Origin of the sequence: Bacteriovorax sp. PP10, from assembly GCF_035013165.1 — a bacterium.
Lineage (GTDB): Bacteria > Bdellovibrionota > Bacteriovoracia > Bacteriovoracales > Bacteriovoracaceae > Bacteriovorax > Bacteriovorax antarcticus.
Genome location: NZ_JAYGJQ010000001.1, coordinates 1,513,957 through 1,539,073 on the forward strand (window position 1 = coordinate 1,513,957; position 25,117 = coordinate 1,539,073).

Below are 25,117 nucleotides of genomic sequence, written 5' to 3' on the forward strand. Positions count from 1 at the left end.
TTTGCACTTATTAATAGAGGAGCTATTAAAGGAGGCATATATGGAAAGCATTAAAAGAGTCGACTCATCAGATCCAAAAGAGCATGCTCAAAATATTGAGCGCTATATTTATGAACTAAAACTTTTTTGTCATGAGGAAATTAGCGTTGTGACTGATCCAAAAGCAAAAGCGCTTTTTGAAACGACGGCAGAGGTTTTAGGAGGGCTTGAGAAAGCTTTTAGTGATTATCAGTCAGAAGATATGGGGGCCTGGGTGAACGATGAAAATCGTCCAACGCCTATGTAAATTTAAAAAGGAAGAAGACTAAATTGCTGCAGTCTTAATTCACATCCAGCTTTTTGCTCGAGGTAGATACTTTTGGCGCTTAAAGCATAAGCTTCTTTATAATAATTGCAGGCCTCAGAAAAATAACCTAAGGCCTCATACACCACGCCCAAGTTATAGAAGACATCGCTTCTACGTTCCTGTGCATTTAAATAATCCAGATAAATAACTGCACCAGTTAAATCGTTTTCCTTAAGGAGACTTTTTAACTCTTCCATGTCATCGCGATCATCTTCCAGTTTGATTTTCACAATATTTTTAACGGGAGTGATTTTAGATTTGATAGCTTCAAAAACTCTTGCCTTGGCCTCAATCAGAGCTTCCATTGAAAGGGTCTTGTCCTGTTTCTCAATGATATCTGCTTCGCTGTTAGTCCCCATTAAGGTGCTAAAAACGCCAACTCTACTATAGGCACCAAGAATATCTGGCAACTCAACTCTTGAGGCCACAATGGTATTAGAAGAGATATTAAATTGAGTCGGGGACTCTTCATCAAGCCTCTTAATGCTAAAGCTTGCGTTTCCAATGGCGCGGTAACTGGCCGTGCGATAAGTTCGCTTGTCTACAGTTTCTGTCGAAGGAAGTTTTGCTTCGGAGTTGATTTCAAATTGATTGATGACAATTTCATAAAGTTGTTTAGGACTTTTCTCTTTTTTGTATCTAAGCCATCCATCGTTGTTCAGTTCAAGGCCCAGGTCTTCTGCTAAAGTAAGTTTCTGTGCAGGAGTAAGGGAAGACTCTTTGTTGATGATAATTTGAACGTATGAATCTTTCTTAGCAGAGTATTCACTTGGCGTACGGTATTCAACTGGCACGTAAGTGCTACAACCAGCAAGCAGTAGTAAGAAGAAAAAGTATTTCATATTGAAAGTTTAACGAGACTCCCTATGGAAGTCGAGAGGGTTTTTACTTTAATGGCCTTAAAGATGTTGAGCTTTTACGCCCGATAAAATTAAAGAGACTGATTTCATAACGGCATCATCCGAAAGTTCAGGTGCCCAGACAATTCCTAAAAATAAAGCAAACAAAGCATCGACTTCAGTGTGAGAGAGACCCGGAAAAAAAGAAGAGATCTTTTGCTTAAAAGATTCTTCAAAATCTAAGATCGCACTTCCTAAAATTGTTTGCTCGTTTCTTCTTAGAAAATAAAAAACGCGGATATCAGGAGCCCTTGCAAGAAGAGCTCTGGAAGCACAAAATGTTGAAGCAAGATCACCTGCGGCCCAGGCGGTAGTTCTTGTCGCTGTATTGCCGGATAGCTCCTGGCCAAATAGTTTAATGGCCTCAAGAAGAATATTTTCTTTGGATTTTCCAAAATAGTAATAAATCAGTGTGCGGGAAACTTTACTGATTGTTGCAATATTAGTGATAGACCATTTTAAATGGCCCTTTTTAATATCGAGTGCGATGGCCGCATTTAATATCTTCCAATAGATCTCATTTTTGTCTGTTGCTTGCACTTTATTGTCAGTCATACTTAAGGTTTGTCAGAATGGGCCAAAAGTGTCAACGAACTTTATTGCAAGGGCATATTGCCACGAGCTAAATTGTCACAATTCACCTAGCATGAGAGGAAAAAATGCGCTTACTTATTTTGACTATGGCCTTGGCAATGACTTCTTTAAGCGGACATACCGCTGACTTAACATTTGCTCTACCTCTATGTCCACAAGATGGGCGCAATACGATGGAGGCCTTCCATACGACAGCAATCAGTATTAACGATGGGTCGGTCAATCTTGGAAGTGGTGGAACAGAACCTAATTTTTCAAGTGAAATACAGTGGCTTGAAAATGGTGACGTGGTCTTGGTGAGAAAAAATAAAATCAATATCCTTCTTGGAAATGGGCAGAGACCTGACTTGCGTTCAGCTTGTGGCACTTTCTCTTTTGAGCAAAACCCTGAACTCGATATGTCGTTAAAAACAAAAACTGGAATGCCTTACCCCGTTTGTGGAGAAAGAGGCTGTATGATTGTTCATCCAAAGACTGATACGTTGACTATAAAATTTGAAGATGAAGTTATTGTCTATGTAGGGCGTAAAGCTTAAAGTTATTTTATGACTAAAAAGATTTTAATTCCTCTGCCTTCATTTGATTTCGATCCCACGGAGTGTTCAGTTCCGTGGAAACTTCTGACTGACAATGGAGTAGAGGTTGTCTTTGCCACACCAGATGGTAAGGAAGCTGTTTGTGATTTAAAAATGCTGGATGGTAATGGGCTTTGGATATTTACCAATATTTTAAAAGCAGACGCCCAATCTAGAAAAAATTATGAAGAACTAAAAGAATCAAATGCATTTAAGTTTCCCAAAAAATGGGCCGACATAAAGTCCGGCGATTACGATGGAATTCTTCTTCCGGGCGGACATGCTAAAGGAATGAAAGAGTATCTTGAATCAAAAAAATTACAAAAAATTGTCAGTGAATTTTTTAAAGACAACAGGCCTGTGGGCGCCATTTGCCATGGAGTTGTGCTTGCGGGACGAAGCCTACAAGACGATGGCAAAAGCGTTTTGTTTGGTAAAAAAACAACGGCCCTATTAGGTTCCCAGGAACTATCGGCCTGGGCCATGACGTGTTTATGGTTGGGAAGTTACTACCGTACTTATCCTGAAACAGTCGAGTCCGAAGTCAAATTGAAACTAAAATCACCAAAAGATTTTATCAAAGGACCGCTGCCTTTAAAGAGAGATCAATTCGATAAACTAGAAAATGGATTTACAGTGATTGATGGGAATTATGTGTCGGCCAGATGGCCAGGAGATGCCCATAAATTTGCTGCAGATTTTTTTAGTTTACTCAACAAATAGATAAGTGTTCAAAAAGATAATGGTCATTCTCAATATGGCGTATTCCTTAGTATTTACAAGTATGTAAATACAATAGATGTTATGGCCTTTTTGCACATGAGTGCGTAAGAATTCATTCATAAACTCAATTAAGGAGATTTTATGAAAGGCCTATTAATTCTTGCACTAGCTTTTACAACTTCAAGTGTATTCGCCAAAGATATCAATCTTTCAGGACTGACAGCAAAAGCAGTTTATGATTCATTGTCGATTGAAAAATTACAACCTTTCTTTGATGGTGGAATGGGAAAAATGTACGTCAATATTGGATCGATTGTTTGCGATAAAAATGTTGATAAAGAGCTTATGACTTGTCTCTTTAAAACTGAAGGTGGATTAAACGATGCTGAAGTTCTTTTGTCATCAAATGAAGACTACATTGCTGTAGGAATTATCAGAATGGCACTTTCAGAAGCGACAGGCGCTGAAATTCAAACATCTGCAGTCTCTAAGAAATTAGTTATTAAATCACTTTCTTGTCACACTGCTGGTTATTCACATGTGCTGGATAGCATAGAAATTGAAACGAGATACGAGTGTAAGATTACTATTTAGACAAATAAAAAAGGGCCTCTTTTGAGGCCCTTTTTTTATTCTTTATTTTGCAAATTCTTTAGTAATCATTTCAAAAACCGGCTTAGGGTTATTAAGATCGTACATCATCCCAAAGTGCTTTTCATGAGTCACAGGGTGAGATGGCTCATCTAACATTTCATAAAGATTGATCTCTTGAACAATGTCTTTATAGTTAGTGTTAAGCTCAGTTAAAAGTTGTTTTAAACTGTCATAACAACGTTTATCACCAGCATATCCACCATCTGTTACGTTACCAGTTGTGACTGACCATGGATAGATCTCAGCACAGTTGGTTTCGTTGAAAAGAATTTTTACATTGTATCTTTCTGCAAGAGTTCTCATTTGTCCCAGATACATTTTATAGTAGTAACCATTGTTGTCAGCTTTATCTGTGTAGTATGGGTAGTAGTGAAAGCTGATGTAGTCAAACTTAAAACCAGCAGCATAGGCCGCATCTACAAAGTATCCTGACCCATCGGCCTTTTTATAACATCTACCACCTTGAGCAGTCGTAGCGTCACTGTTACATGCCATAATATTAATAGTTGTTTTAATTTCAATACCCATTTCAGCAGCAGCTCTCTTGATTCCTTTGTAAACCTGAACCATTTGAGCAATGTTTTTTGCTTCGTTACCAACGTCACCGTCAACTTCGTTACCAATTTCCCAAACTCTGATATCCGGGAAGCGTTTTGCAATTTTGTAAGCTTGTGCTTCACCTAACCAGTGATAGAGAGCTGGACGGATGATGACGTTATGTTTTTTACCAGCAGCGATTAATGCATCCATAGAGTCCCATAGAGGCTCCTGGCTTGAAGAGTCTCCACCGTTACGGAAGCTTCTGATGTTTCTGTCGGCAAGAACTTTTACACGCGCTTCGATTTCTGAAGCAGGGTAAGCATCGAAGTTATCGTGTCCGTTAATACCCATCATAATCTTTGAGGAAACAGGAGGTATTGGATCATTATCAACAACAGGAACGATTAAAGAAGCAAATGCTCCAACTTTAATTTCGAGTTTCATATCAGCATTGTAAACACTATCTTCAGGAGCAAGGATTGAAATTGTTTTAGAGGTATCGTTAGCTGCAAATACTAATGAACCTGAACTAATTACTGCTTTTGAAGCATTGTTGAATACCTGGTACGCCATTGTTCCAGCAGCAGTTCCTGCTACTTTGTTAACAGTTAATAAAGAAGCGACACCTTCTTTCACTGAAGCTAATACTCCTAGAGTAACAGCTAGGGCCGGAGCAGGTGGTGTAACAACTGCCGTTTTTTTAATCACGTTTACATATTTGTTAACCATGACTCCGTTGACTTCCTGAAATGCTCTGACGTTGATGTTTCCATCTTTAAGAGAAGTCATGTTGATCGGTCCCCAAAAGTTTGAGTTCTCACACATGATCCAAGTGATCTCTGAAAGTTTATTAACAGAGTCAGTCGCTTGAAGCTTCATAACTAACTTGTCAGCACATTTACCCGAAATTTCTACCGAGGCCTGATTGGCAGTTGTGACAGCGAAGTCTTTTACTGGTGAAAGAATATTAAGTGTTGTTGGAGGAGTCACCACTGCAGTTGTTTTTACGACATTAACAGTGACAGCTTTCGATGCACCATTAAGATCCTGCATTGTTTTAATTGTGATGCTGCCATCTTTAAGGGCACCCAAATTAAGTTGTCCATGAAAGTCTGAATATGAATTACAACCGGTCCATTGAATCTCTGTCGATTTATTTGCAGAGTCTGTTGCGATAATTCTAACAGGTGCACCTTGAGAGCAAACACCATTGACGATGACTGCTTCTTGATTCACTTTAGTAATAGGCGCATTTACTTTTGGAGTTTCGATAACAAGATTAATAACCGTAGTTTTCTTAGCTGTAGCGGCCCAGGTCGTGTTCAAAACAAGCATCGAAAGCATCAGGTAATACGTCGTCTGTTTAATCATTCTTGTCTCCCTTTAAGTAAGCATGTACTTACTCTATCGGATGTGAATAAATAAAAGATAAGTATTTAAAAAAGACTGTTATGTAATTGTTTTTTAGACGATTTTACTAAGTATAACTTAAAAAAGATGCCAACAGAAAAGGCCATCTCTGTTTAATCAAAATTTGTAAACAAGGCATTGCAGACTTAACAAAAATATCCAATTGGGCATAATAGAAACAAATTTGTTCCTAACCATCATCTACGTTCGCTATAAAAAATAAAATCTTTAATTGTGATCTACTTTTATTAGGCTTAAATTTTAGTGTCCCTTTTTTATTTTAGGAGTTCACATGCAAATTCAAAATACAAAAATGATTCCAGCAAAAGGAATGGCAGTATTAAAAGCAAAAGCACCACTTGTCCCATATTCTTTTGAAAGAAGAGTTCCGCGTGAGCACGATGTCTTAATTGATATTAAGTTCTGTGGTATTTGCCATTCAGATATTCACCAGGCCCGTGATGAATGGGGAGCTTCTAATTTTCCGATGGTACCAGGCCATGAGATTGCGGGTATTGTGAGTGAAGTCGGAAGTAAAGTGACGAAGTATAAAGTCGGAGACAAGGTTGGAGTGGGTTGTTTAGTTGATTCATGCAGAACATGTGTTTCTTGCAGAGAAGGGCTGGAGAACTATTGTGAAAATGGATCGACTGGAACTTATAATTCTACTGATCGTTTAACAGGAGACCCGACTCAAGGTGGGTATTCAAATAAAATTACAGTTGATGAGAATTTTGTTTTAAGAATTCCTGATAGCATTCCTCTCGATGTAGGAGCGCCTTTATTATGTGCAGGGATTACCTTGTATTCTCCGTTGATGCATTGGAAAGCAGGCCCGGGTAAAAAGGTGGCAATCATAGGTCTTGGAGGCCTTGGACATATGGGAGTTAAAATTGCTCACGCATTAGGAGCAGAGGTCACAGTTTTAAGTCAGTCCTTAAGCAAGATCGAAGATGGAAAACGCATGGGGGCCGATCACTATTATGCAACATCAGATGCGACTACATTTGAAAAACTTCAAAGTCATTTTGATTTAATCATTAATACTGTTTCAGCAAAAATGGATTGGAATCAATACCTGCAACTTTTAAAGAGAGATGGAACATTAGTGATTCTTGGAATTCCTGAAGAAGAAGTCGCATTGGGTGCTTTTCCGTTGATTGGAAAAAGAAGAAACCTTGCCGGTTCTTTGATTGGTGGAATTAAAGAAACTCAAGAGATGCTAGACTTCTGTGACAAACATAAAATTGCTTGTGAAGTAGAAGTTATTCCTGCACAAAAAATTAATGAAGCTTATGAGCGCGTTTTAAAAAGTGATGTTCGTTATCGTTTTGTTATTGATATGAGTACACTTCAATAAAGAATATTTCATAGGGAACTAAGGACAAAATCCCTTAGTTCCTCAATATGGCCTAATTGTTGGCACATTTTCACCATGTGTTTATAATCTAGGAATAAACGCTCATCTTTTGTACAATAATTTCAGCAACATATAAGTCTAAATGACCTTACCTTAAAGATACTCATCTGCCAGAAGACAAGATGTTAAAATTACTTCGGTCTCCAATGAAAAATTATAAGGACATCATGAAGTCTCTTTTGCACTACTTAGTGTTGAGTTTAATGGTTATTTTGATTGCTTCCTGCAAAGGTCAATTGGATGTGTCGTTATTTAATTTAATAACAGCAAAAAAATCAGAACCTCCCATCATGACTGCGGCCAATGTTTCAGTTGCAGAAGAAGCGGGAACAGGAACATTCACAATTCTTTTAGATAAGGCCTATACCGATACTGTGACAGTGGATTATGCACTCTCAAGTACTAAAGCAAATAGTGCAGAAGATTATTCAGGAGTGCTGCCTTCTGGTACATTAACTTTTTTGAGTGGAGAAACTTCTAAGACTATTTCTGTGACGTTGCTCAATGATATTTATCCAGAAAATCCTGAACCGATTAATTTGGTTCTTTCAAATCCTTCAAGCGGGCCAAGTGGTACTGCGACGGCCACGATGACGATCACCGATAGTGATACTAATTTTTTTGGTGCTGCGATTGATGAAATCTCAGCGGTCATCGGAAATTTAGTCGCACCAATTTATTCTTTTACAACGACCAACACTTTGACTGTTGATGCTTCCGGTGGTGGGGGCTTTACGACTATTCAAGATGCTATTAATGCCGCTGTTCCTGGAACAGAAATTGTTGTTAGCAACGGATTTTATCCAGAAACAATAAATATGAATGCTCTGGGAAGTATGACTGGAAATCCTATCGTTTTAAAGGCAGCGCCTGGGCATACACCATATCTTAGTGCAGCTGATATTATCGGTTATGGCCTGCTTTCAAATGACAACATAGACGGTGCAGAATCAGGCCCACACACATTTGGTTTTGAAGCTGGAGCTTTAGATGGATTTTCTACTTATGAAGAATTAAATAACTCAGTTACCAATGTGACAACGGCCGCGAATGTTTATCAGGGGACACATTCAGTTCAAATGAATTTTGGCGGAGACCGCTCTCAGTCAATGATCTGGAGTACATTTTCCAATCTGGGTAATTTAAATGGTGGAGAGTACCGCGCGAGATTTATGGTTAAGCTTAATGCCGCTTTTGCTTTGGATGGAAGTACGTCCAGAGGGATAACACTAATGAGAGTGGAAAGAGAAACAAATACTGCTTCACGCGTGAACATAAAACTTTTTGCCATGGCAAATCCTAATCAGTTTAGATTAAGGCTACAAAAAAATAATACTAATACCGCTGCGACAACAATCATCACTCGCGATACATGGGTGAAGATTGATTTTTATTATAAGAAGGCCACGACAGGAGTCTCGAATGACGGTATCTTGAAAATATTTGTCGATGATGTCGATATAGGTGGAGATACGGCCTATGCATTAACTGATGAGCACGACCGTTTTAGATTGGGGTCAATCACTTCAGTATACGCTCCCGGTCCTCCTGTAGAGACGAACTGCCCAGTAAGTACCTTGTCCAATAATGCTTGCGTGACCGCAGGTTCAACAATTAATTTTGATGCGATTAGAATTGAAGAGGGTGACACTGTTCCGGCGATTGCCGATGCTAAGGTTCAAACCATTTATGAAAATGGTTTTGAAACAAACCTTGCGGACTTTACGCCAACAACAGCTGGATCAAATCTTTCTTCTATCGCTGCAAGTAACTCTGGGGATGGAACAAAGGCAGTGAGGATGCAGTTTGCGGGAACATCGGCCAATAATTCTATTAGCAGGACACTTGTTACTGCCAGCAATGATATTTATGCCCGTGTCCTTTTTAAGGTTAATGCGTTTTTTAATTTACTTGAGGACTCGGTGAATGTGACCTCACCAATAGGAACCAGTGAAAAAGTAAAACAGTTTGACTTGATTACTTTGTCCGGTGCAGGTGGAACAGCTGGCAGGTTAAAAGTTTCTATCATGAAGCGAGGACTGCGATTATTCCTTGTGGGGAAAATTATTGAAGCAAAGGACGAATCCAATATTCCCTTATCCTGGTCGAGTGAATTAGATATCGCCAATTACTTACAGATTTATAAAGGGCGCTCAAACGAGTTTTCTAGAGATAACTATCATCAATTAGAAGTTCGCTATATAGGAAATAAAGGAAGTGGAGCTGGTGTAGAAATCTGGCTCAATGGTGTTTCTATTGCTTCTAATATTAATCGTACGACAAAAAAGTATGCAGGGATTTCAACTGAAGGTCTTTTGGTTGACACTGTTCAATTAGGAACCAACGCCGACATTAACACTGGCGGAACTCCAACAGTGACCATGCAAACAACTCCCCCGAGTTCGGCAAGTGAAATAGAATTTGATGCATTAAAAGTCACAACAGGAGGCCCTGCCGGTTATTCCCTGACTGGAGTGACACCTACTATCTATAGTTATGCTTATACGGCGCCAGGAGCAGGAGAGAGCATTCCTAAAAAGTTAATGATAGACACTCTTTCATTGAAAAATTCTCCTTCATTGGAGCAGATGACGAGTGGATCTTTCTTTGTCAATACTTACAAAAATCGAGTGTATTTCAGAATGCCAAATGAGGGTGCCATTGTTGCTCAAACGATTTTGTCGGGAAGAAGAAATAGTATTTTAAATTTAACAAACTCTTCTAATGTTGTTGTCAGTGGATTAACTTTTTTTGCTAATAACAATGAAAATAGTGGGTGTATTAATATTGTTAACTCGAACAAAGTGAACTTATTAGCGAACACAATGAAAGGCTGCCTTGGATCTGGAATTAAGATTGCTGATACGTGGAATGCAACCAATAGATCTGCGGATGTTTTAATTTCAGGAAATACGATTGAGTCTTCAGGGAATGCCAACAATGCGGCCATTCATATTAATCATATGGGCGGCGTAAAAGTAGAGAACAACTTTATCTTTCAAAATTACGGACCTGCCGTAAGTGTTAACTGCACATATGACAGTGCCGGAAGCTTCAATCTGGTTTCCAATTTCTGTAACGGCTATCAAATTCTTCGTAATTATTTTCTTGAGCCAGGCAGTAGCGGTATTGAGCTGAATGGGAATGTTCAAAATGCAAGAGTGCACTCGAATGTTATAAGTGAGACGAAAGACTCTGGGTATCAGCTTCAATCAACAAATGGGGCATGGACGACTAATGGTGGATCGGGAGTTGAAATTTCTCGCGGCAGTCATCATAACTATATTTACGATAATTTAATTTATCTAGTTGATCGTTCAGGTGTTCTTATTCGTAGTGGCGCTCAAAGTAATTATGTTTTTAATAACACTGTGGCCGAGACGGGGACTTATATTGGTTCTACTGACGCTTCGTTGGATTTTAGAAAAGACAGTACTGAGCCTAATCCGGATCACAATGATCCTACAAAAAATAATTTGGCCTATAATAACGTTCTCTCAATTACTTATCATTCAACGGCATGTGTGAACTATGAAGGATATGGTGTCGGTGAAGATGAAGACAATATGTCAGACCACAATTTATTTTATTCGTGTGCTATTTTAGGAAAGTATAATTCGACAAGCTACTCAACTCTGGCAACGCTCATTACGGGAATGGGGAGTAATTATCCTGCTCGTGAAACTCACTCGGAAGAAGGAGCTTTTTACGATCCTAATAGATATGACTTCGCTCTTGATCCAGCTGCAACGTTTACGACGACTCCGAAAGAGATTAGACCTTACATGCCATAAATAATTAATTAGGCGTGTTTAATTTTGGGACTAATGGCAAAACCCTCAATCATCTTACGATTAAAGTTTTCATTCTCATTAGGGCAACGACTTGTAATGATACCTTTATGAACTACCACTTCATCATCTTTCCATTTGGCCCCGGAGCTGATGACATCATTTTTTAAATTAGACCATAATGTAATTGTTTTTCCTTTTGCCATTCCAGTATCGAGCAATACTCGAATTCCATGACAAATTGAAGCGACAGATTTTCCGTCATAGACAAAGTCTTTAATAAAGTTTGCAACATTTTTATCATGCAATAAAGTTTCAGGATTTTTCTCTCCACCAGGAATGACTAATCCATCAAATTGTTCAGAGTTGCATTCATTTAGAGTTGTATCAACATCAATACTCTTTCCCCAATGATCTTTCGACCATGCTTTGATTTTTCCTTTATGATTCGAAACAATGACAACTTTGGCACCGGCCTCCTCAAGAGCTTTTTTAGGAGAGAAAAGCTGTGATTCATCAAAACCATCAGTGGCCAGAATCGCGATTCTTCTGTCGTGAAGGATTTTATTTTCAAATGACATTTTTACTCCAAATTTGGGTGTGAGACTTGCAGTAATTAGGTGCATGAACAATGCCAATGATCATTGCCTATAGTGCGTGGATGGTATCGTGAATATTTGTCTCATTAATGTATTTTGTTGGGGCAAATCAGGACTAAATTCGTAGAGATTAATTTTCATTTTAATAAGAGGCCATGGTGCCCTTAATCAATAGTCTATCAAAAGGAAGAATAGTGGCATTTAGAAAAAGAAAAATCCCTCGTAACACTTTTATTATTTTTGAAGAACCGATACGCGATGAATTATTCAGTAGTGCGCATTTAGAGAGATATGCTGAAACCCTGGCCATTGGTCATAAAGTCTCGGCCAAACCAAGCAGTGGAGTTAACTTAGTTAAACGAGTCGCTGACAACGAAGAAGTTTTACTAGAGTCATTTCGCTTAATCGCAGAAACGATTCGGGCCGAGCGATCAATCACTCCTGCAGCTGAATGGTTAATTGATAATTTTTATATTGTAGAAGAGCAGATTAAAGACATTCGTGATCACTTGCCGGCAGGATATTATAAAGAATTGCCTAAACTCGTGGAAGGACCTTTTAGTGGGTACCCTCGCATGTATGCTATTGCCTGGGAGTTTGTTGCCCATACAGATTCACTTTTTGATCCTGAATTATTAAAGCAAGTTTTAAAAACGTATCAGCATGTTCGACCATTAACTATGGGAGAACTATGGGCCACCTCTATTACTTTGAGAGTGGTGTTGATTGAAAACTTGCGCCGATTGGGCGCCAGAATTGTAGGCTCACAAATCGCCAGAGCAGAAGCGGATAAAATTGCGGATGAGCTTTTAGGTTTAGATATAACCAGCAAACGAACAAATGATGAGATTATTGAAAGTGTTAGTAAAAAACCACTCAGCATTGATTTTGCTGTTCAGTTAGTTCAGCGTTTAAGATTTCAAGAAGGTGTTGTTGCAAGTTTTTTAAACTGGCTTGATGAGCGCTTAACTTCAGAAGGTCTTTCTGCGGACAAAATTGTTCAAGATGTCCATAGCAGTCACACGACGGCCAATGTTACTGTTCGAAATATTATTAATAGCATGAGACTTTTATCTTCACTCGATTGGCGAGACCTTTTTGAAGAAGTAAGTTTAGTTGAGCAGAAGTTACAAGAGAATCCATTGTATGGGCATATGGATTTTATGACGAGAGATAAGTACCGACATAGTGTTGAGCAACTTTCGCGTGGATCAAAGTTTTCAGAACTCGAGGTATCGCAAAAACTACTGGAGAAAACTCAACGAGAAACAGTGCGGCATCCGAAAGATTTAAAAATGCAGGACATGGGGTATTATCTTATTTCTCATGGACGTTATGAATTTGAAAAAGAAATTCAATTTAAAGTAAAGGTACGAAGTAAATTCTTACGCTGGTATATTTCTCAGAGAACATTATTGTATCTTGGAAGTATTTTCCTTCTCCCTATGCTTTTGGTTGCTTGGTGTATAGGCGAGACAGAGGCCCAGAGTTCCATTTTATACTTGCTAGGGGCCATGGCCATATTTCCCGCTTCTGAACTGGCCATTACTCTTGTTAATCGTTACACGGTTCACGTTTTAGTTCCTAGGCATTTGCCTCGTTTAGATTTTTCAAAAAAAATACCTGCCAATAATAAAACCTTTGTTGTTGTGCCAACGATGCTGGTAAATATTGATGAAATTATTAGTCAGGTTGATCAGTTGGAAATTCATTTTCTTTCTAATCCTGATGACTCAGTATCTTTTGCACTTTTATCTGACTGGCGAGATGCTTTGACTGAAAATCTGGATACAGATGAAATCTTTTTATCAATCGCGATTAAACAAATTGATCATCTTAACCGTAAGTATGGAAAAAATAATTCTGGCAAAGACCGCTTTTTCTTATTTCACCGTTTTAGAAAATGGAATGAGAGCGAACAAAAGTGGATTGGATGGGAAAGAAAACGCGGTAAACTTCAGGAGTTTAATCACTTCTTAAGACATAAATCAGGTACATCGTTTATTGTTTCAGATGAACTTAAACTGGATATCCCTGACGATATCGTTTACGTCATCACACTGGATGCTGATACTAAGCTTCCACGCGGAACTGTGGCCCAATTAGTAGGGACCTTTGCTCATCCATTAAATCATCCTAAGTTCGATTCAAAGTTAAATAAAGTCGTCGAAGGTTATGGAATTTTACAACCGAGAATTACTCCCACACTTCCGGCCACAATTGATAGTACGATTTTTCAGAGACTCTCTTCCGGGCCCGGAGGAATTGATCCTTATGCAGCTGCGATCTCTGATGTTTATCAGGATCTTTTTGGTGAAGGTTCATTCACAGGTAAAGGAATTTATAATGTAGATGTCTTTGAGCAATCGCTGAGAGGGCGCACACCAGAGAATAGACTTTTAAGTCATGATCTCTTTGAAGGGAACTTTGCCCGCTGTGGTCTGATCAGTGACGTTGAATTGTTTGAGGATTTTCCTTCAAACTTTGAAGTTGCAGTAGCGAGAAATCACCGTTGGACCAGAGGGGATTGGCAGCTTCTACCTTGGATATTGGGAAGAGAAGGTCTTGCTATTTCTGTGATTGGCCGCTGGAAAATGCTTGATAACCTAAGACGCTCGCTTTTAACTCCAATGACGTTTTTTCTATTCGTCACTTTGTTTTGTATTAAAGGACTGAACACGCTTCCATGGTTGGTGTTAATTTTTTCAGCTCAGTTACTAGGACATGTTCTACCTTTTATTAGCGGTATTTTTGCCTATCAAAAAAAAGTTCCTTTCATGGTTCAGGTTCGTTCATTGTTTGAAGATTTGTCTCAGGGGATAAGCCGTTTTATTTTAAATATTATTTTTCTTCCTTATCAAAGCTGGGTTTTGCTTGATGCAGTCGCAAGAACTCTTTTCAGGTTATTTATTTCTAAGCGAAAACTTTTAGAATGGACGACAAGTGCTGCTTCAAAATCCAGTGCAAGCACGGCCCTTGAAAGTTTTACTAAACGTATGATGAAAACAGAAATCGCTGTTGTGCTGATTGGAGTTTTTGTTATCTGGAATGGGCAGGTGGATTGGCCACTCTTTGCCCCATTAATGGGGTTATGGCTAATTTCCCCCATTGCTGCATGGAAGATTAGTCTTCCGCCATCGATGGAGATGATTGTCCCTCTTTCAGAAGATGATGTCTTTGTTCTGAGAAATAGTGGACGAAAAATATGGCACTTCTTTTCAACGTTTGTAAATGCAGATGAAAATTTCTTACCACCAGATAACTTTCAAGAAGACCCGCTACCGGTGGTGGCCCATAGAAGTTCACCGACTAACTTCGGTCTATATCTATTATCGACGGTGACAGCTAGAGATTTTGGGTGGATTGGTCTTTGTGAGATGATTGAGCGACTTGAAGATACACTTTTGAGTATGCAATCGCTTCCTCGTTATAACGGTCATTTTTATAACTGGTATGAAACTACTGATAAACGTGCTTTAGATCCAAAATATATTTCGTCGGTTGATAACGGAAACCTTGCCGGGCATTTACTTGCACTTGCTCAAAGCTGTGAAGAAATGGAAATTGAGTCTGATTATTCAGAAAAAATGTTAGGAGGGATTCAGGATAGTTTGAGATTATTTGCTGAAAGTATGTCGACTAAAAAACATGCATCTTATAGAGAGACTTTTAATGACTTGGCCGAATCTCTTATTAATCATTATCACTCATCAACGGATAAAAATATTTTTTGGGCAACAGTATTAGAAAAATCTCAAAAATTATTTGAAGAGACCAAGAGTGCTGAAGTCGAAATCCATAAGTTGGCACGAATGATTGATAATGAAGTTCAAAGTCATGGCAGAGATTTTACTCATTTTAAAGAAAATCCTAAAGAAGGACCGAGAAAGAGACTTAAAGCGATTGCCGCTTTATCTAGAGAATTGGTTTATGAAATGGATTTCTCTTTTTTATATGATCCAACAAGAAAACTTTTTTCTATTGGTTATCGTATGTCGGACTCTTCGTTAGATGCCAGCTTCTATGATCTTTTGGCCTCTGAAGCAAGACTTTTAAGTTTTGTGGCCATTGCTAAAGGTGACGTTCCGGTTGAGCACTGGTTCAGGCTTGGGCGCTCACTTACTCCTATTGATAATGGAACGGCCTTAATTTCATGGTCAGGATCAATGTTCGAGTATCTAATGCCATCACTTGTGATGGAGACGCCAACTTCAAGTTTACTGGAGCAAACATGTCGTTTGATTGTAAAAAAACAAATTGAATATGCTGATGAAAAATCTATTCCATGGGGGATGTCTGAGTCGGCCTACAATGTAAGAGATTTGCATCTTACTTATCAGTACTCGAACTTTGGAGTTCCTGAACTGGCCTTCAAGCGTGGTATAGGAAAAGACTTGGTTATTGCTCCTTATGCAACTCACTTGGCCGGAATGTATGATCCTGTCAGTGCGGTGAAAAATTTAAGGCGCCTGGCCTCTTTGAACATGGTCGGTGAATTTGGTTATTATGAATCAATCGATTTTACAAAATCACGCATACCAGATACGAGCAAAGCAGATTCGGCCATTGTTAAAAATTATATGGCCCACCATCAAGGGATGGCCTTAGTCTCAATTTCTAATATGCTGTTTGATGGATTAATGTTAAAGCGATTTCACCGTGAGCCAATCATTCAATCAAGCGAATTATTGCTTCAGGAGCGCACTCCTAAAAATATTGCTGTGGCAAAAACCAGAACTGAGTCAGTCAAGGTTGAGCACGTGAGTGATATGGGAGAAGCTACGATCAGAAGATACACGTCTTCTAATCATAAAGTTCCTAGAACTCATCTCTTATCAAATGGAAATTATGCCGTCATGATCACGGCCGCAGGATCTGGTTACGGTCGCTTTCAGGATTTAGCTATCACTAGATGGCGTGAAGATGTGACTCGCGATCACTGGGGGAGTTATATATTTCTCAGAGATATTTATTCAAATGATATCTGGTCAGCAGGTCATCAGCCAACTTGTGTCGAAGCTGACCATTATGAAGTGATCTTTACAGAAGACCGTGCAAAAATCAGACGTGAGGATAATGAAATAATTTCTGAACTAGAAGTGTTTATCTCTCCGGAAGAAAATGCAGAAATTAGACGTCAAAGCTTAAGCAATAATAGTTCTATAGTTCGGGTTGTCGAAGTGACAACTTATGCCGAAATTGTTCTTAACACTCAGGGAGCAGATATTGCTCACCCAACTTTTTCTAATTTATTTGTTCAGACAGAATACCTGCCAGAGATTAATACCATACTTGCAACCAGAAGGCCTAGATCAGCAATGGAAGCTCCTTTATGGATGGCCTATATTATTTCAACGGATGCCAATGCCATCGGAGAAATTGAATATGAAACTGATAGAGCAAAATTTATTGGGCGTGGACGTACAGTTCATAACCCGATCTCTATCGAGACAAAACATTTATCTAATACAGTTGGTTCTGTATTAGATCCAGTCGTAAGTTTTAGGTCGCGTGTACGTATTGAACCTGGTGCCACGGCCAATATTACTTACACGACAATTATTGCTAAAAGCCGTGATGAAGTTGTTAACCTTGCTGAAAAATTTCACGAACCGATTGCTTACGAGAGATCGTCGAATTTAGCATGGACTGAAGCACAGGTTAAACTTCACTATTTGGGAATAGAGCATAGTGAAGCCATTCTTTTTCAACAATTGGCCAATAGAGTTTTATACCTTGATTCTAGTTTAAGAGTTTCAAGCGATATTTTAAAACGCAATGATCGAAATGCGACGAATCTTTGGGCCTATGGTATTTCAGGGGATCATCCGATTGTTCTGCTTCGTATTGATGATATTGAACAGCGCTCACTACTCAAACAACTTCTGCGTGCACATGAGTACTGGGGAACCAAACGTCTGGTAGTTGATCTGATTGTTCTCAATGAAAAGGCGAGTTCGTATTCTCAAGAACTTCATAATGACCTTGAGGCAATGATTGGCCATAGTACAGCGACGTCAGGAACTTATCTTCCGCAGTCAAAAGGAAGAATTTTTCTTTTACGTGCTGATATTATCCCTCAGGAAGATAGAAATTTATTGCAAACAGTGGCCCGTGCAATTCTTGTCGGGCAGCAGGGGAACCTGGCCGAACAAGTTAAAAGAATGGTCAGAAAAATTGAAAAGCCTATATCTAGAGCCAATGTTCAAACAACAGCGGCCAAGGATTCGCGAAAATCACTAGAGGCCCCAGCATTGGAATTTTTTAATGGGTTCGGTGGATTCACACTTAAAGGTTTAGAATATGTGATTCATCTTAAAAAAGATGAATCGACTCCGGCACCCTGGATTAATGTAATTGCAAACCCAGGCTTTGGGTTTCATGTTTCAGAGAGAGGAGCTGGGTCAACGTGGGCAATGAACAGTAGAGAAAATCAACTTACTCCTTGGTCGAATGACCCGGTCTCTGATCCATCTGGAGAGTGTTTTTATATTAAAGACGTAGACTCTAATGAATTATGGAGTCCGACGATTTCTCCTATCAGAGTAAAAAATGCCGAATACCTTATCAGGCATGGACAAGGATATAGTCAGTTTGAACTTCGCCACGCGGGAATTAAAAGTACATTGACTCAATTTGTGCACAAAGATTTACCAGTTAAGATCTCTAAGTTAGTGCTCAAAAATGAATCAGGTACAAAGAGAAATCTTTTAATTACTTCTTATATCGAATGGGTTTTAGGTTTTTCCAGAACGGTGAGCTTACCGTATTTGATTACTGCATTGGATGCAACAAGTAAAAGTCTTGTGGCCTACAATCCTTGGAATCATGAGTTTGGAACAAGACAGGCCTTTGCAACTTTTATTGATGGGAATGATTCATGGACAGGCAATAGAAGAGAATTTATTGGTAGAAATGGAAATCTCAACCGCCCTGAAGCATTACTTACGAAGTCTAAATTAAGTGGAAGAGTCGGAGCAGGAATGGATTCATGCTCGGCCTTACAAAAGAGCATAAGCATTCCTGCTAATCAGGAAGTGACCGTTATTTTTATTTTAGGACAAACAGATACCCGTGAGCAAATTCAAGAGCTGGTGAATACTGTCACTCTAAAAAATGTTGATTCACTATTTAGTGATGTCGTTGCTGAGTGGAATAACATTCTTGGGAAAATTCAAGTTGAAACTCCGGATAACTCAATGAACATGATGCTCAATCGTTGGCTGCTCTACCAGACAACTGTTTGTAGGTTGTGGGCAAGATCAGCTTTCTATCAGGCCGGTGGAGCTTTCGGTTTCAGAGACCAATTACAGGATTCAATGGCCGTGATCTGGACTAAGCCTGAAATGATCAGGGCACAAATTGTGCGGGCCTCTGCCAGACAATTTATTGAAGGGGACGTTCAGCACTGGTGGCATATGCCAACAGGACGTGGAGTGCGCACGCATTTTTCAGATGATTTATTATGGCTTCCTTATGTGGTCACTTATTATTTAAATAGAACAGAAGATGCTTCAGTCCTAGATGTTGAAGTCCCATTTTTAAATGGGCCAGAGTTAAGACAAGACCAGGAAGATTCTTATTACACTCCAGAAGTGACAAAAGAAAGGGCGAGTGTCTTTGAACACTGTGCTCGCGCCATTGATTTAAGTCTTGAAGTCGGTGTTCACGGACTTCCTTTAATGGGAGGTGGTGACTGGAATGATGGAATGAATCGTGTCGGGCATGAAGGTAAAGGAGAGAGTGTCTGGCTCGCATGGTTTTTAATATGCAACCTTCGGGATTTTTCGGCCGTGGCAGAAGCTCGAGGAGAAATTGAGCGAGCGACTAAATGGCGAGATCATATAACATTCCTGAAAAAATCGATCGAAGAAAATGCCTGGGATGGCCAATGGTATAGACGGGCCTTTTATGATGATGGAACTCCTTTGGGGTCTTCGCATAGTGATGAATGTCAGATTGATTCTCTCGCACAGACTTGGGGAATTATTTCTAAAGCAGGCGATAAAAACCGCTTAAAAATAGCGATGGATTCAGTAGAAAAAAATCTAGTTAAAAAAGATAATAAGATGATTCTACTTTTCACTCCTCCATTTGATAAATCTATAAATGATCCAGGTTATATCAAAGGTTATATTCCTGGTGTAAGAGAAAATGGCGGACAGTACACCCATGCGGCCATCTGGTGCATTCTGGCCTATGCTGAACTTCAAAATGGAAAGCGCGCAGTAGAGCTTTTTTCTATGGTGAATCCACTTAATCATAGTCTGACAAAAGAAGAGGCCATTAGTTATAAGGTTGAGCCTTATGTTATTGCTGCCGATATTTATTCTGTTGACCCAAATGCGGGAAGAGGTGGATGGACATGGTACACGGGATCTTCTGGTTGGATGTACACCGTGGGAATTGAAGCGATCTTAGGATTTAAGTTAAGTGGAAATACTTTAAGGATTGAGCCTCGTATAGATCCTGAGTGGAAATCTTATAAATTAATTTACCGCCACATGAGTACAAATTACGAAATTACAGTGAACAATCCTAACGGGCTTTCCAGTGGAAAAACGCAGGTGACGATTGACGGAAAATTAATGGAAGAAAATTTTATTGAATTGATTGATGATAAATTCACTCATTATGTTTCAATTGAATTGTATGAGTTTGAAGCACCTGGAGATTTACTAAGAAAAAATAAAAGTGGGATAGATTCAGTACAGTTAATATAATTTTTTATTGCAGTCAGGGTAAATTTATCCTGACTGCAATCTTTTTAAGCTCGCCAGTATCCAGTGGCCTTTATCCAGGTCTCATCAAAATGATAGTCTTCAATAAAGACACGCTTTAATTCCTTAACAACTGAAATCTCTCCACTGATAATCGTCAATACATCTTCTGTCGGAAGATTGAGGGCCTTAATTTGTTTAGCGAATAACTTTGAATCGCCGGCCTTTTCTCCATCGCGATAAAGCCACAGAACTTCAACATCTGCTTCTGTTTCAAAGACGAGTTCAGCACTCTCATCGTCGACTTCTAAAATAGCGATGGCACGGCCGTTTTTAGGAAGCTCTGATAATCTTCTGCCGATTGAGGGAATGGCAGTATCATCGCCGATGAGAATGTAGTTTTTGAACTCTGGGTAAATCGTTGAAGCGCGAGGTCCGCCAATACCTAACGTATTTCCAGTTTGTGCACGAGAGGCCCATAAGCTCGCTGGCCCTTTTTTATGAAGAGCAAAATCGAGCACCAGCTCTTTGTCTCCATTATTAAAGCGGGGAGTGTAATCTCTCATGGTGACATCATCAGTAAAGACCGGGCCCTTGTCTGTCATTGTGGGAAGAACCGGCAGTTCATCATTCGTTTTAGGAAAAAAGACCTTCACATGATCTTCTGGTGACATCGTCACGAAGCCTTCAAGCTCGGGGCCAGTGAGTGTAATTCGTCTCATATGAGGTGAAAGGTCTTCCACTGATTTCACAGTCAGAAGTCTTAGTTTTAATTCGTGCATGACTTTTTTTATTTCTTTTGTGCTCATGAAGTACAGCCTATTTTAAAAAGTTTGAGCAGTCAAACACTTTTACTCATTGGTAGATGTATCCATTAATTAGATAGAGTTCATTTATCTATATTATTTACAAGTTTCAAGATCATTTTTAAAGAATGGTTTATTGTCGTCTCAATTAACAAATACCCCGGAGACAATTATGAAAATCATCACACTTATTCTTGGAACTCTTCTAACTTTTTCTGCACACGCATCTATCAACAACTTCGAAGGACATTTCACAGTTGTTTCTGGGGATACTAATTATGGTTCTTGTCAGAACTTTGATGTTGTTTATGATACTTCATCTGAAAGCTTAAAAGTGATCAACTCAGAATCTAATTACGTAGTAGTAGAGCTTGGGAATATTAATAAAGGAAGAATGCCGTGGATGTCTGATTTAGGAGACATTGTTCTGAAAGGAACTAAGAAAGTTGTTTACGATGGAGAAGGACATATTAGCTACGTGATCAAAAGAGGTTTATTTACTTATAGAAAATTCGATATGAAGATTGTGAATGATACGTTAACGCTGGATTATGATGGCGATAAAGTTTGTGTACTAAAAAGATAATTTTTAGGAGGCCCGCTTTAAGCGGGCCTTTTTTATAATCTTTGGTGAGTTGTATTTTCTGAGCTGATCACTTCATTTTTGTTATTGTACACAGTTGTATCGATAGCAAGATTGCCTTTCCAGTCAATCGTATAAAGCGTGACATATTTTGCAGGAATCATATCGAGAGGCATTTCTGGTGGAAAAGGAGTTTTGTAATCAACAATATTTTCTACTTGAAGATAGTAGTCGATAAAAGAAGCAGCAGAGCTGATTTTAATGGCCGCTGTTTCTTGTTGGGTCCTGAACTGTCCATCTGCAATATTTGATTTCCCGGCGAGTGTAAAAGATTCGCATCCCGATTGAACAATTGAATAGGGATTTGAGTCATCATCAAGGTAGTTGCCCGCAAAGTCTGTACAAGCAAAACTGGCAGATGCAAAAGTTAGTAAAACAAACGTCATTAAAAATTTCATAAATCCTTGGGGGAGAGTCTATGTGAGTCTCCCTTATAGATTTTGAAGTGAGTGCTTCTAAGAGTAAAGAATTATCTCTGTGCCAACTCTAAATTTGTGAATCCTGAGAACGAAAGCGAGTAGTGATCGCGCTTAGATTCCAGTGTTTCGTTTAAAGTCAAAAGAGGTAATTCTTTAAAAAGCTCTTCAAATAACAGGCGGATTTGTAAGCGACCTAATTTTGCTCCCAGGCAGTAGTGGGGGCCATGGCCGTAAGCAAAGTGGGCCGCTTTTCTCTCAATCCTGATTTCATCAGGTTTTTCTTCTAGTGGTAAATCGCGATTCACACAATGAGTAGAAATAAAAATCACGTCCCCAGTTTTGATTGGCTGAGAGTTCAGCATGCCATCGGCCCTTGCCACTCTAAAAATGAAAGTAACGGCCGGATCAATGCGTTTTAATTCTTCAATCGCGTTGGCAATCAGCAGGGGGTTCTTTTTTACTTCAAGTTGAATATCAGTATGCTTAGCAAACAGGTACATAATGTTATTGATTTGATCAGTTGTCGTGACCTGACCCGCGACTAACATCATAATCATTTGAGAGACTAATTCTTCATCAGTTAATTGAGTCATCTTTTGAGCGCGGACTAAGATCGAAACATAATCTTCGCCATTGCTGTTTCTTCGACTCACGATAAGGTTTTCAAAATAGCTCTTCAAAGCTTTGGCAGCGTTGTTGACTTCTATACCATCGGCATTTTGGTAATTAGAGGCCCCTCCAAAAAATCCAGTCATCGTATTGGCCAGTGTGAAGAAGTTTTCTCTGTCGCTTTCAGGAATGCTAAACAAGTCAGCAAGAATAGTAGAAGGAAGCCTTTTGCTGATATCGACGAAATCAAATTGATTCTTGTCTTTGACTTCATCTACAAGTTTTTTTACAGTTTGCTGAACTGTCTTAGCAAAGCGGTCGATAATATGGTCTTCGAATCCACTGGAAGCAATCTTTCTTCTTTTGCTATGCTCTTCATCATCACTCATAACCATCATCTTTTTTACGACACCAAAAAAATCCTGGATAAGAGATAAGTCCATATCAGGCATTCTGGAAATGAAAAATCCACCGCGGTCAGCGCTGAAGATGGGGTTCGTGAGAACATTTCTTGCATCTTCTGCTTTGGTTACAACATGGAAGTTTCCTTTTTCCCAAAAGTAGATATCGCCCAATGATTTTAGGTAATGAGAGAATTGATCCGGGAAGTCTGCTGTTGTGCTTGCTTTTTTAAAGTCGAGAAAAGAAATACCTGTGGCCGTTTTCATATAAGATGCTCCTAGAGAATTTGTATACGTTTAAATGAACGAGTGAGATTTCCTTCCAGTGCTTTTCTTCCGTGCAGGTAAGTAAAGTTGTCACAAATCACCACATCGCCTTTTTTCCATGCATGGGTGTAGAGAAATTTGGGATCGCTTAATTTTTTCTCCATTCTCTGGTAAAAATCTGCTGCATCGCTGGCCCCCAGAATAGTCAAAGTCACAGGATTCAGTGTCGTCTCAACTTTTTGGGCAATTCTTAAAATCGTTTTGCCGGTAAGTGGATGAGTCTGAACTAGAGGAACAGTAATTTCTCCACCGTAGTGGGCCTTTTTCTCCGTTGAGTATTTTAAGATAATCTTACTGCATTCTTCTTTTTCGTCAGCAGTTAGCGAGTCCCAAAGTAATTCAGTGTTTAAAAAAAGTGTCTCTCCACCTGTGCCACTTGTTTCTGTACAATAAAAAAGCAAATAGCTTGGCTCTTTGTAAAAAGCACCATCCCAATGAAGGGGAACATTTTCACTGGAGAAAAGATAGTTCGGCGCTGCAGGATTAAATTTCATATCCATGATCGGGCCGAAGTCCCAATGAAGAATTTTATCTTCAAGCTCTCCTAATTTTTCACTCAGGCCTTGAGCAAAATTTAGTAATTCTGAATCTGAAAATTGCTGATCTCTTATTATTTTTAAACCACTAAGCTTGGAAGTAGACATATTTACCTCTGAATAATTCTTTTTTTGCACCCAGTTTTTCAGCTTCTGATAAATGCATCAACTCAAACTGCTCACCCTTTTTTACCGTGACGTTGTGCCAAGGAGTGGCCCATTTTTCTGATGAGTGAACGAGCTTCACGCCAAATTTTTCATGAGTTAACGGGTAAGCATGAATTGATAAACGAAGGGAATCGTCGAAATAATCAAGCAGGAGAGTTGACCAGGCATCAGATCTTCTAATTAACTCGTAAGTTAAAAGTTTTGTTTTTTTGTTAAGCTGGTTCTTGCTGATTGTTGCGTTCTCAGGAAGCCCCATCTGATCTTCTAGCATAAACTTATGAACACCATTAAAGAGACCGCGGAAGTCGTCGTCGTTGATGACAAGAAAGCGCACTTCATCCAGTGATTTAGCGTATTGCCAAACCAAGCGCTCTCTTAGTTCAGGCCCGTTCATCTCCTGATGAATGTCATCCATGGCAAATGTTGAAAGATGCTTTAGATCAAATTCAATAATGATGGATTTAATCCATTCAGAGTACTCGTCGATAATCTTGTCTGAAACCATAACAACGTCACTAAAGATTCTCCCATCAGAGCAGATAATCACTTCAGCACCTGGTTCATAGAGACTAGTAATCTTTTTACACATTTCATTTAAGTTATTTAATGCCAGAACTTCACCCAGGTCCGGGTGATGGCCTGCTGTCTTTAATGGACTTGGGCTTTTGGCCGGGAATGCTGGCAAAAGAAATTGAAGAGTTTTCCTTTGAACCATTTGAGCTTCAATCTTTTGCATAATAGGAATTTGGTAATAATCTTCAATAACGTTCCCGTGATTCGAAAGTTTGCTAAGCTCTTTACATGCCGTTGAAATCGCCAAACTTAGATCTTCAAGATTCTCATTACTTAGTTCCATCATACAAATTCTCCTTACAATTAATTCGATGGACTATTGATAAACTAGAAAGATTCATTTAAAAATTAGATATAAATAATA

At 39.1% G+C, this 25,117-nt stretch carries 17 protein-coding genes; 8 read left to right on the forward strand and 9 right to left on the reverse strand.

What is annotated here, in order from left to right; translation table 11 throughout:
* Positions 1-40 precede the first annotated feature (40 nt).
* Entirely contained in the window at positions 41-286 is a 246-nt protein-coding gene (locus tag SHI21_RS07480; protein WP_323575699.1) for a hypothetical protein, read from the forward strand.
* A 2-nt stretch (positions 287-288) separates the two neighbouring features.
* Here the strand turns inward: SHI21_RS07480 and SHI21_RS07485 are convergent, their stop codons facing one another.
* The gene (locus SHI21_RS07485; protein ID WP_323575701.1) at positions 289-1,188 is read right to left on the reverse strand and encodes a tetratricopeptide repeat protein; all 900 of its coding nucleotides are present in this window, start codon (positions 1,186-1,188) and stop codon (positions 289-291) included.
* Between the two features lie 57 nt (positions 1,189-1,245).
* Positions 1,246-1,800, reverse strand: a complete 555-nt coding sequence (locus SHI21_RS07490) for a TetR/AcrR family transcriptional regulator (protein WP_323575703.1) — start codon at positions 1,798-1,800, stop codon at positions 1,246-1,248.
* Between the two features lie 104 nt (positions 1,801-1,904).
* Here SHI21_RS07490 and SHI21_RS07495 point away from each other — a divergent pair, with 104 nt between their 5' ends.
* From SHI21_RS07495 to SHI21_RS07505, 3 genes are all read left to right on the forward strand, one after another.
* On the forward strand, positions 1,905-2,375 hold the full coding sequence (locus SHI21_RS07495) for a hypothetical protein (protein ID WP_323575705.1): 471 nt from the start codon (positions 1,905-1,907) through the stop codon (positions 2,373-2,375).
* Positions 2,376-2,384: 9 nt separating this feature from the next.
* Positions 2,385-3,137: a type 1 glutamine amidotransferase domain-containing protein gene (locus SHI21_RS07500; RefSeq protein WP_323575707.1), complete on the forward strand. Its 753-nt coding sequence runs from the start codon at positions 2,385-2,387 to the stop codon at positions 3,135-3,137.
* Positions 3,138-3,278: 141 nt separating this feature from the next.
* Positions 3,279-3,731, forward strand: coding sequence for a hypothetical protein (locus SHI21_RS07505; RefSeq protein WP_323575709.1), 453 nt, complete (start codon positions 3,279-3,281; stop codon positions 3,729-3,731).
* Between the two features lie 42 nt (positions 3,732-3,773).
* Here the strand turns inward: SHI21_RS07505 and SHI21_RS07510 are convergent, their stop codons facing one another.
* A complete protein-coding gene (locus SHI21_RS07510; protein WP_323575711.1) occupies positions 3,774-5,702 on the reverse strand; it encodes a hypothetical protein in 1,929 nt (642 codons plus the stop codon).
* 352 nt (positions 5,703-6,054) lie between these two features.
* Here SHI21_RS07510 and SHI21_RS07515 point away from each other — a divergent pair, with 352 nt between their 5' ends.
* Positions 6,055-7,101, forward strand: coding sequence for an NAD(P)-dependent alcohol dehydrogenase (locus SHI21_RS07515; protein ID WP_410198815.1), 1,047 nt, complete (start codon positions 6,055-6,057; stop codon positions 7,099-7,101).
* Between the two features lie 206 nt (positions 7,102-7,307).
* Positions 7,308-10,955, forward strand: coding sequence for a Calx-beta domain-containing protein (locus SHI21_RS07520; protein ID WP_323575714.1), 3,648 nt, complete (start codon positions 7,308-7,310; stop codon positions 10,953-10,955).
* 8 nt (positions 10,956-10,963) lie between these two features.
* On the opposite strand, the gene SHI21_RS07525 is transcribed toward SHI21_RS07520, so the two are convergent.
* A complete protein-coding gene (locus SHI21_RS07525; protein WP_323575715.1) occupies positions 10,964-11,533 on the reverse strand; it encodes a DJ-1/PfpI/YhbO family deglycase/protease in 570 nt (189 codons plus the stop codon).
* 212 nt (positions 11,534-11,745) lie between these two features.
* On the opposite strand from SHI21_RS07525, the gene SHI21_RS07530 reads away from it, so the two are divergent.
* Positions 11,746-20,274 carry a GH36-type glycosyl hydrolase domain-containing protein gene (locus tag SHI21_RS07530; RefSeq protein ID WP_323575716.1) on the forward strand — a complete coding sequence of 2,843 codons (8,529 nt, stop codon included), beginning with the start codon at positions 11,746-11,748 and terminating at the stop codon, positions 20,272-20,274.
* Between the two features lie 44 nt (positions 20,275-20,318).
* Here SHI21_RS07530 and SHI21_RS07535 read toward each other — a convergent pair whose 3' ends face one another.
* Positions 20,319-21,080 carry a siderophore-interacting protein gene (locus SHI21_RS07535; RefSeq protein ID WP_323575717.1) on the reverse strand — a complete coding sequence of 254 codons (762 nt, stop codon included), beginning with the start codon at positions 21,078-21,080 and terminating at the stop codon, positions 20,319-20,321.
* Between the two features lie 169 nt (positions 21,081-21,249).
* Between SHI21_RS07535 and SHI21_RS07540 the strand changes: the two genes are divergently transcribed.
* Positions 21,250-21,663 carry a hypothetical protein gene (locus tag SHI21_RS07540; protein WP_323575718.1) on the forward strand — a complete coding sequence of 138 codons (414 nt, stop codon included), beginning with the start codon at positions 21,250-21,252 and terminating at the stop codon, positions 21,661-21,663.
* 32 nt (positions 21,664-21,695) lie between these two features.
* Here SHI21_RS07540 and SHI21_RS07545 read toward each other — a convergent pair whose 3' ends face one another.
* From SHI21_RS07545 to SHI21_RS07560, 4 genes are all read right to left on the reverse strand, one after another.
* Entirely contained in the window at positions 21,696-22,118 is a 423-nt protein-coding gene (locus SHI21_RS07545) for a hypothetical protein (protein WP_323575719.1), read from the reverse strand.
* Between the two features lie 71 nt (positions 22,119-22,189).
* Complete coding sequence (locus SHI21_RS07550; RefSeq protein WP_323575720.1) at positions 22,190-23,416, reverse strand: cytochrome P450; 1,227 nt, start codon at positions 23,414-23,416, stop codon at positions 22,190-22,192.
* Positions 23,417-23,427: 11 nt separating this feature from the next.
* A complete protein-coding gene (locus SHI21_RS07555) occupies positions 23,428-24,120 on the reverse strand; it encodes a TauD/TfdA dioxygenase family protein (protein ID WP_323575721.1) in 693 nt (230 codons plus the stop codon).
* Positions 24,101-25,039 carry an L-tyrosine/L-tryptophan isonitrile synthase family protein gene (locus tag SHI21_RS07560; RefSeq protein WP_323575722.1) on the reverse strand — a complete coding sequence of 313 codons (939 nt, stop codon included), beginning with the start codon at positions 25,037-25,039 and terminating at the stop codon, positions 24,101-24,103. Before SHI21_RS07560 ends, SHI21_RS07555 begins: the two co-directional genes overlap by 20 nt.
* Positions 25,040-25,117 lie beyond the last annotated feature (78 nt).

Coding starts and splice junctions, on each gene's coding strand:
- SHI21_RS07480 (WP_323575699.1), top strand. CDS start 41: ATGGAAAGCATTAAAAGAGTCGACTCATCAGATCCAAAAGAGCATGCT.
- SHI21_RS07485 (WP_323575701.1), bottom strand. CDS start 1,188: ATGAAATACTTTTTCTTCTTACTACTGCTTGCTGGTTGTAGCACTTAC.
- SHI21_RS07490 (WP_323575703.1), bottom strand. CDS start 1,800: ATGACTGACAATAAAGTGCAAGCAACAGACAAAAATGAGATCTATTGG.
- SHI21_RS07495 (WP_323575705.1), top strand. CDS start 1,905: ATGCGCTTACTTATTTTGACTATGGCCTTGGCAATGACTTCTTTAAGC.
- SHI21_RS07500 (WP_323575707.1), top strand. CDS start 2,385: ATGACTAAAAAGATTTTAATTCCTCTGCCTTCATTTGATTTCGATCCC.
- SHI21_RS07505 (WP_323575709.1), top strand. CDS start 3,279: ATGAAAGGCCTATTAATTCTTGCACTAGCTTTTACAACTTCAAGTGTA.
- SHI21_RS07510 (WP_323575711.1), bottom strand. CDS start 5,702: ATGATTAAACAGACGACGTATTACCTGATGCTTTCGATGCTTGTTTTG.
- SHI21_RS07515 (WP_410198815.1), top strand. CDS start 6,055: ATGATTCCAGCAAAAGGAATGGCAGTATTAAAAGCAAAAGCACCACTT.
- SHI21_RS07520 (WP_323575714.1), top strand. CDS start 7,308: ATGAAAAATTATAAGGACATCATGAAGTCTCTTTTGCACTACTTAGTG.
- SHI21_RS07525 (WP_323575715.1), bottom strand. CDS start 11,533: ATGTCATTTGAAAATAAAATCCTTCACGACAGAAGAATCGCGATTCTG.
- SHI21_RS07535 (WP_323575717.1), bottom strand. CDS start 21,080: ATGAGCACAAAAGAAATAAAAAAAGTCATGCACGAATTAAAACTAAGA.
- SHI21_RS07540 (WP_323575718.1), top strand. CDS start 21,250: ATGAAAATCATCACACTTATTCTTGGAACTCTTCTAACTTTTTCTGCA.
- SHI21_RS07545 (WP_323575719.1), bottom strand. CDS start 22,118: ATGAAATTTTTAATGACGTTTGTTTTACTAACTTTTGCATCTGCCAGT.
- SHI21_RS07550 (WP_323575720.1), bottom strand. CDS start 23,416: ATGAAAACGGCCACAGGTATTTCTTTTCTCGACTTTAAAAAAGCAAGC.
- SHI21_RS07555 (WP_323575721.1), bottom strand. CDS start 24,120: ATGTCTACTTCCAAGCTTAGTGGTTTAAAAATAATAAGAGATCAGCAA.
- SHI21_RS07560 (WP_323575722.1), bottom strand. CDS start 25,039: ATGATGGAACTAAGTAATGAGAATCTTGAAGATCTAAGTTTGGCGATT.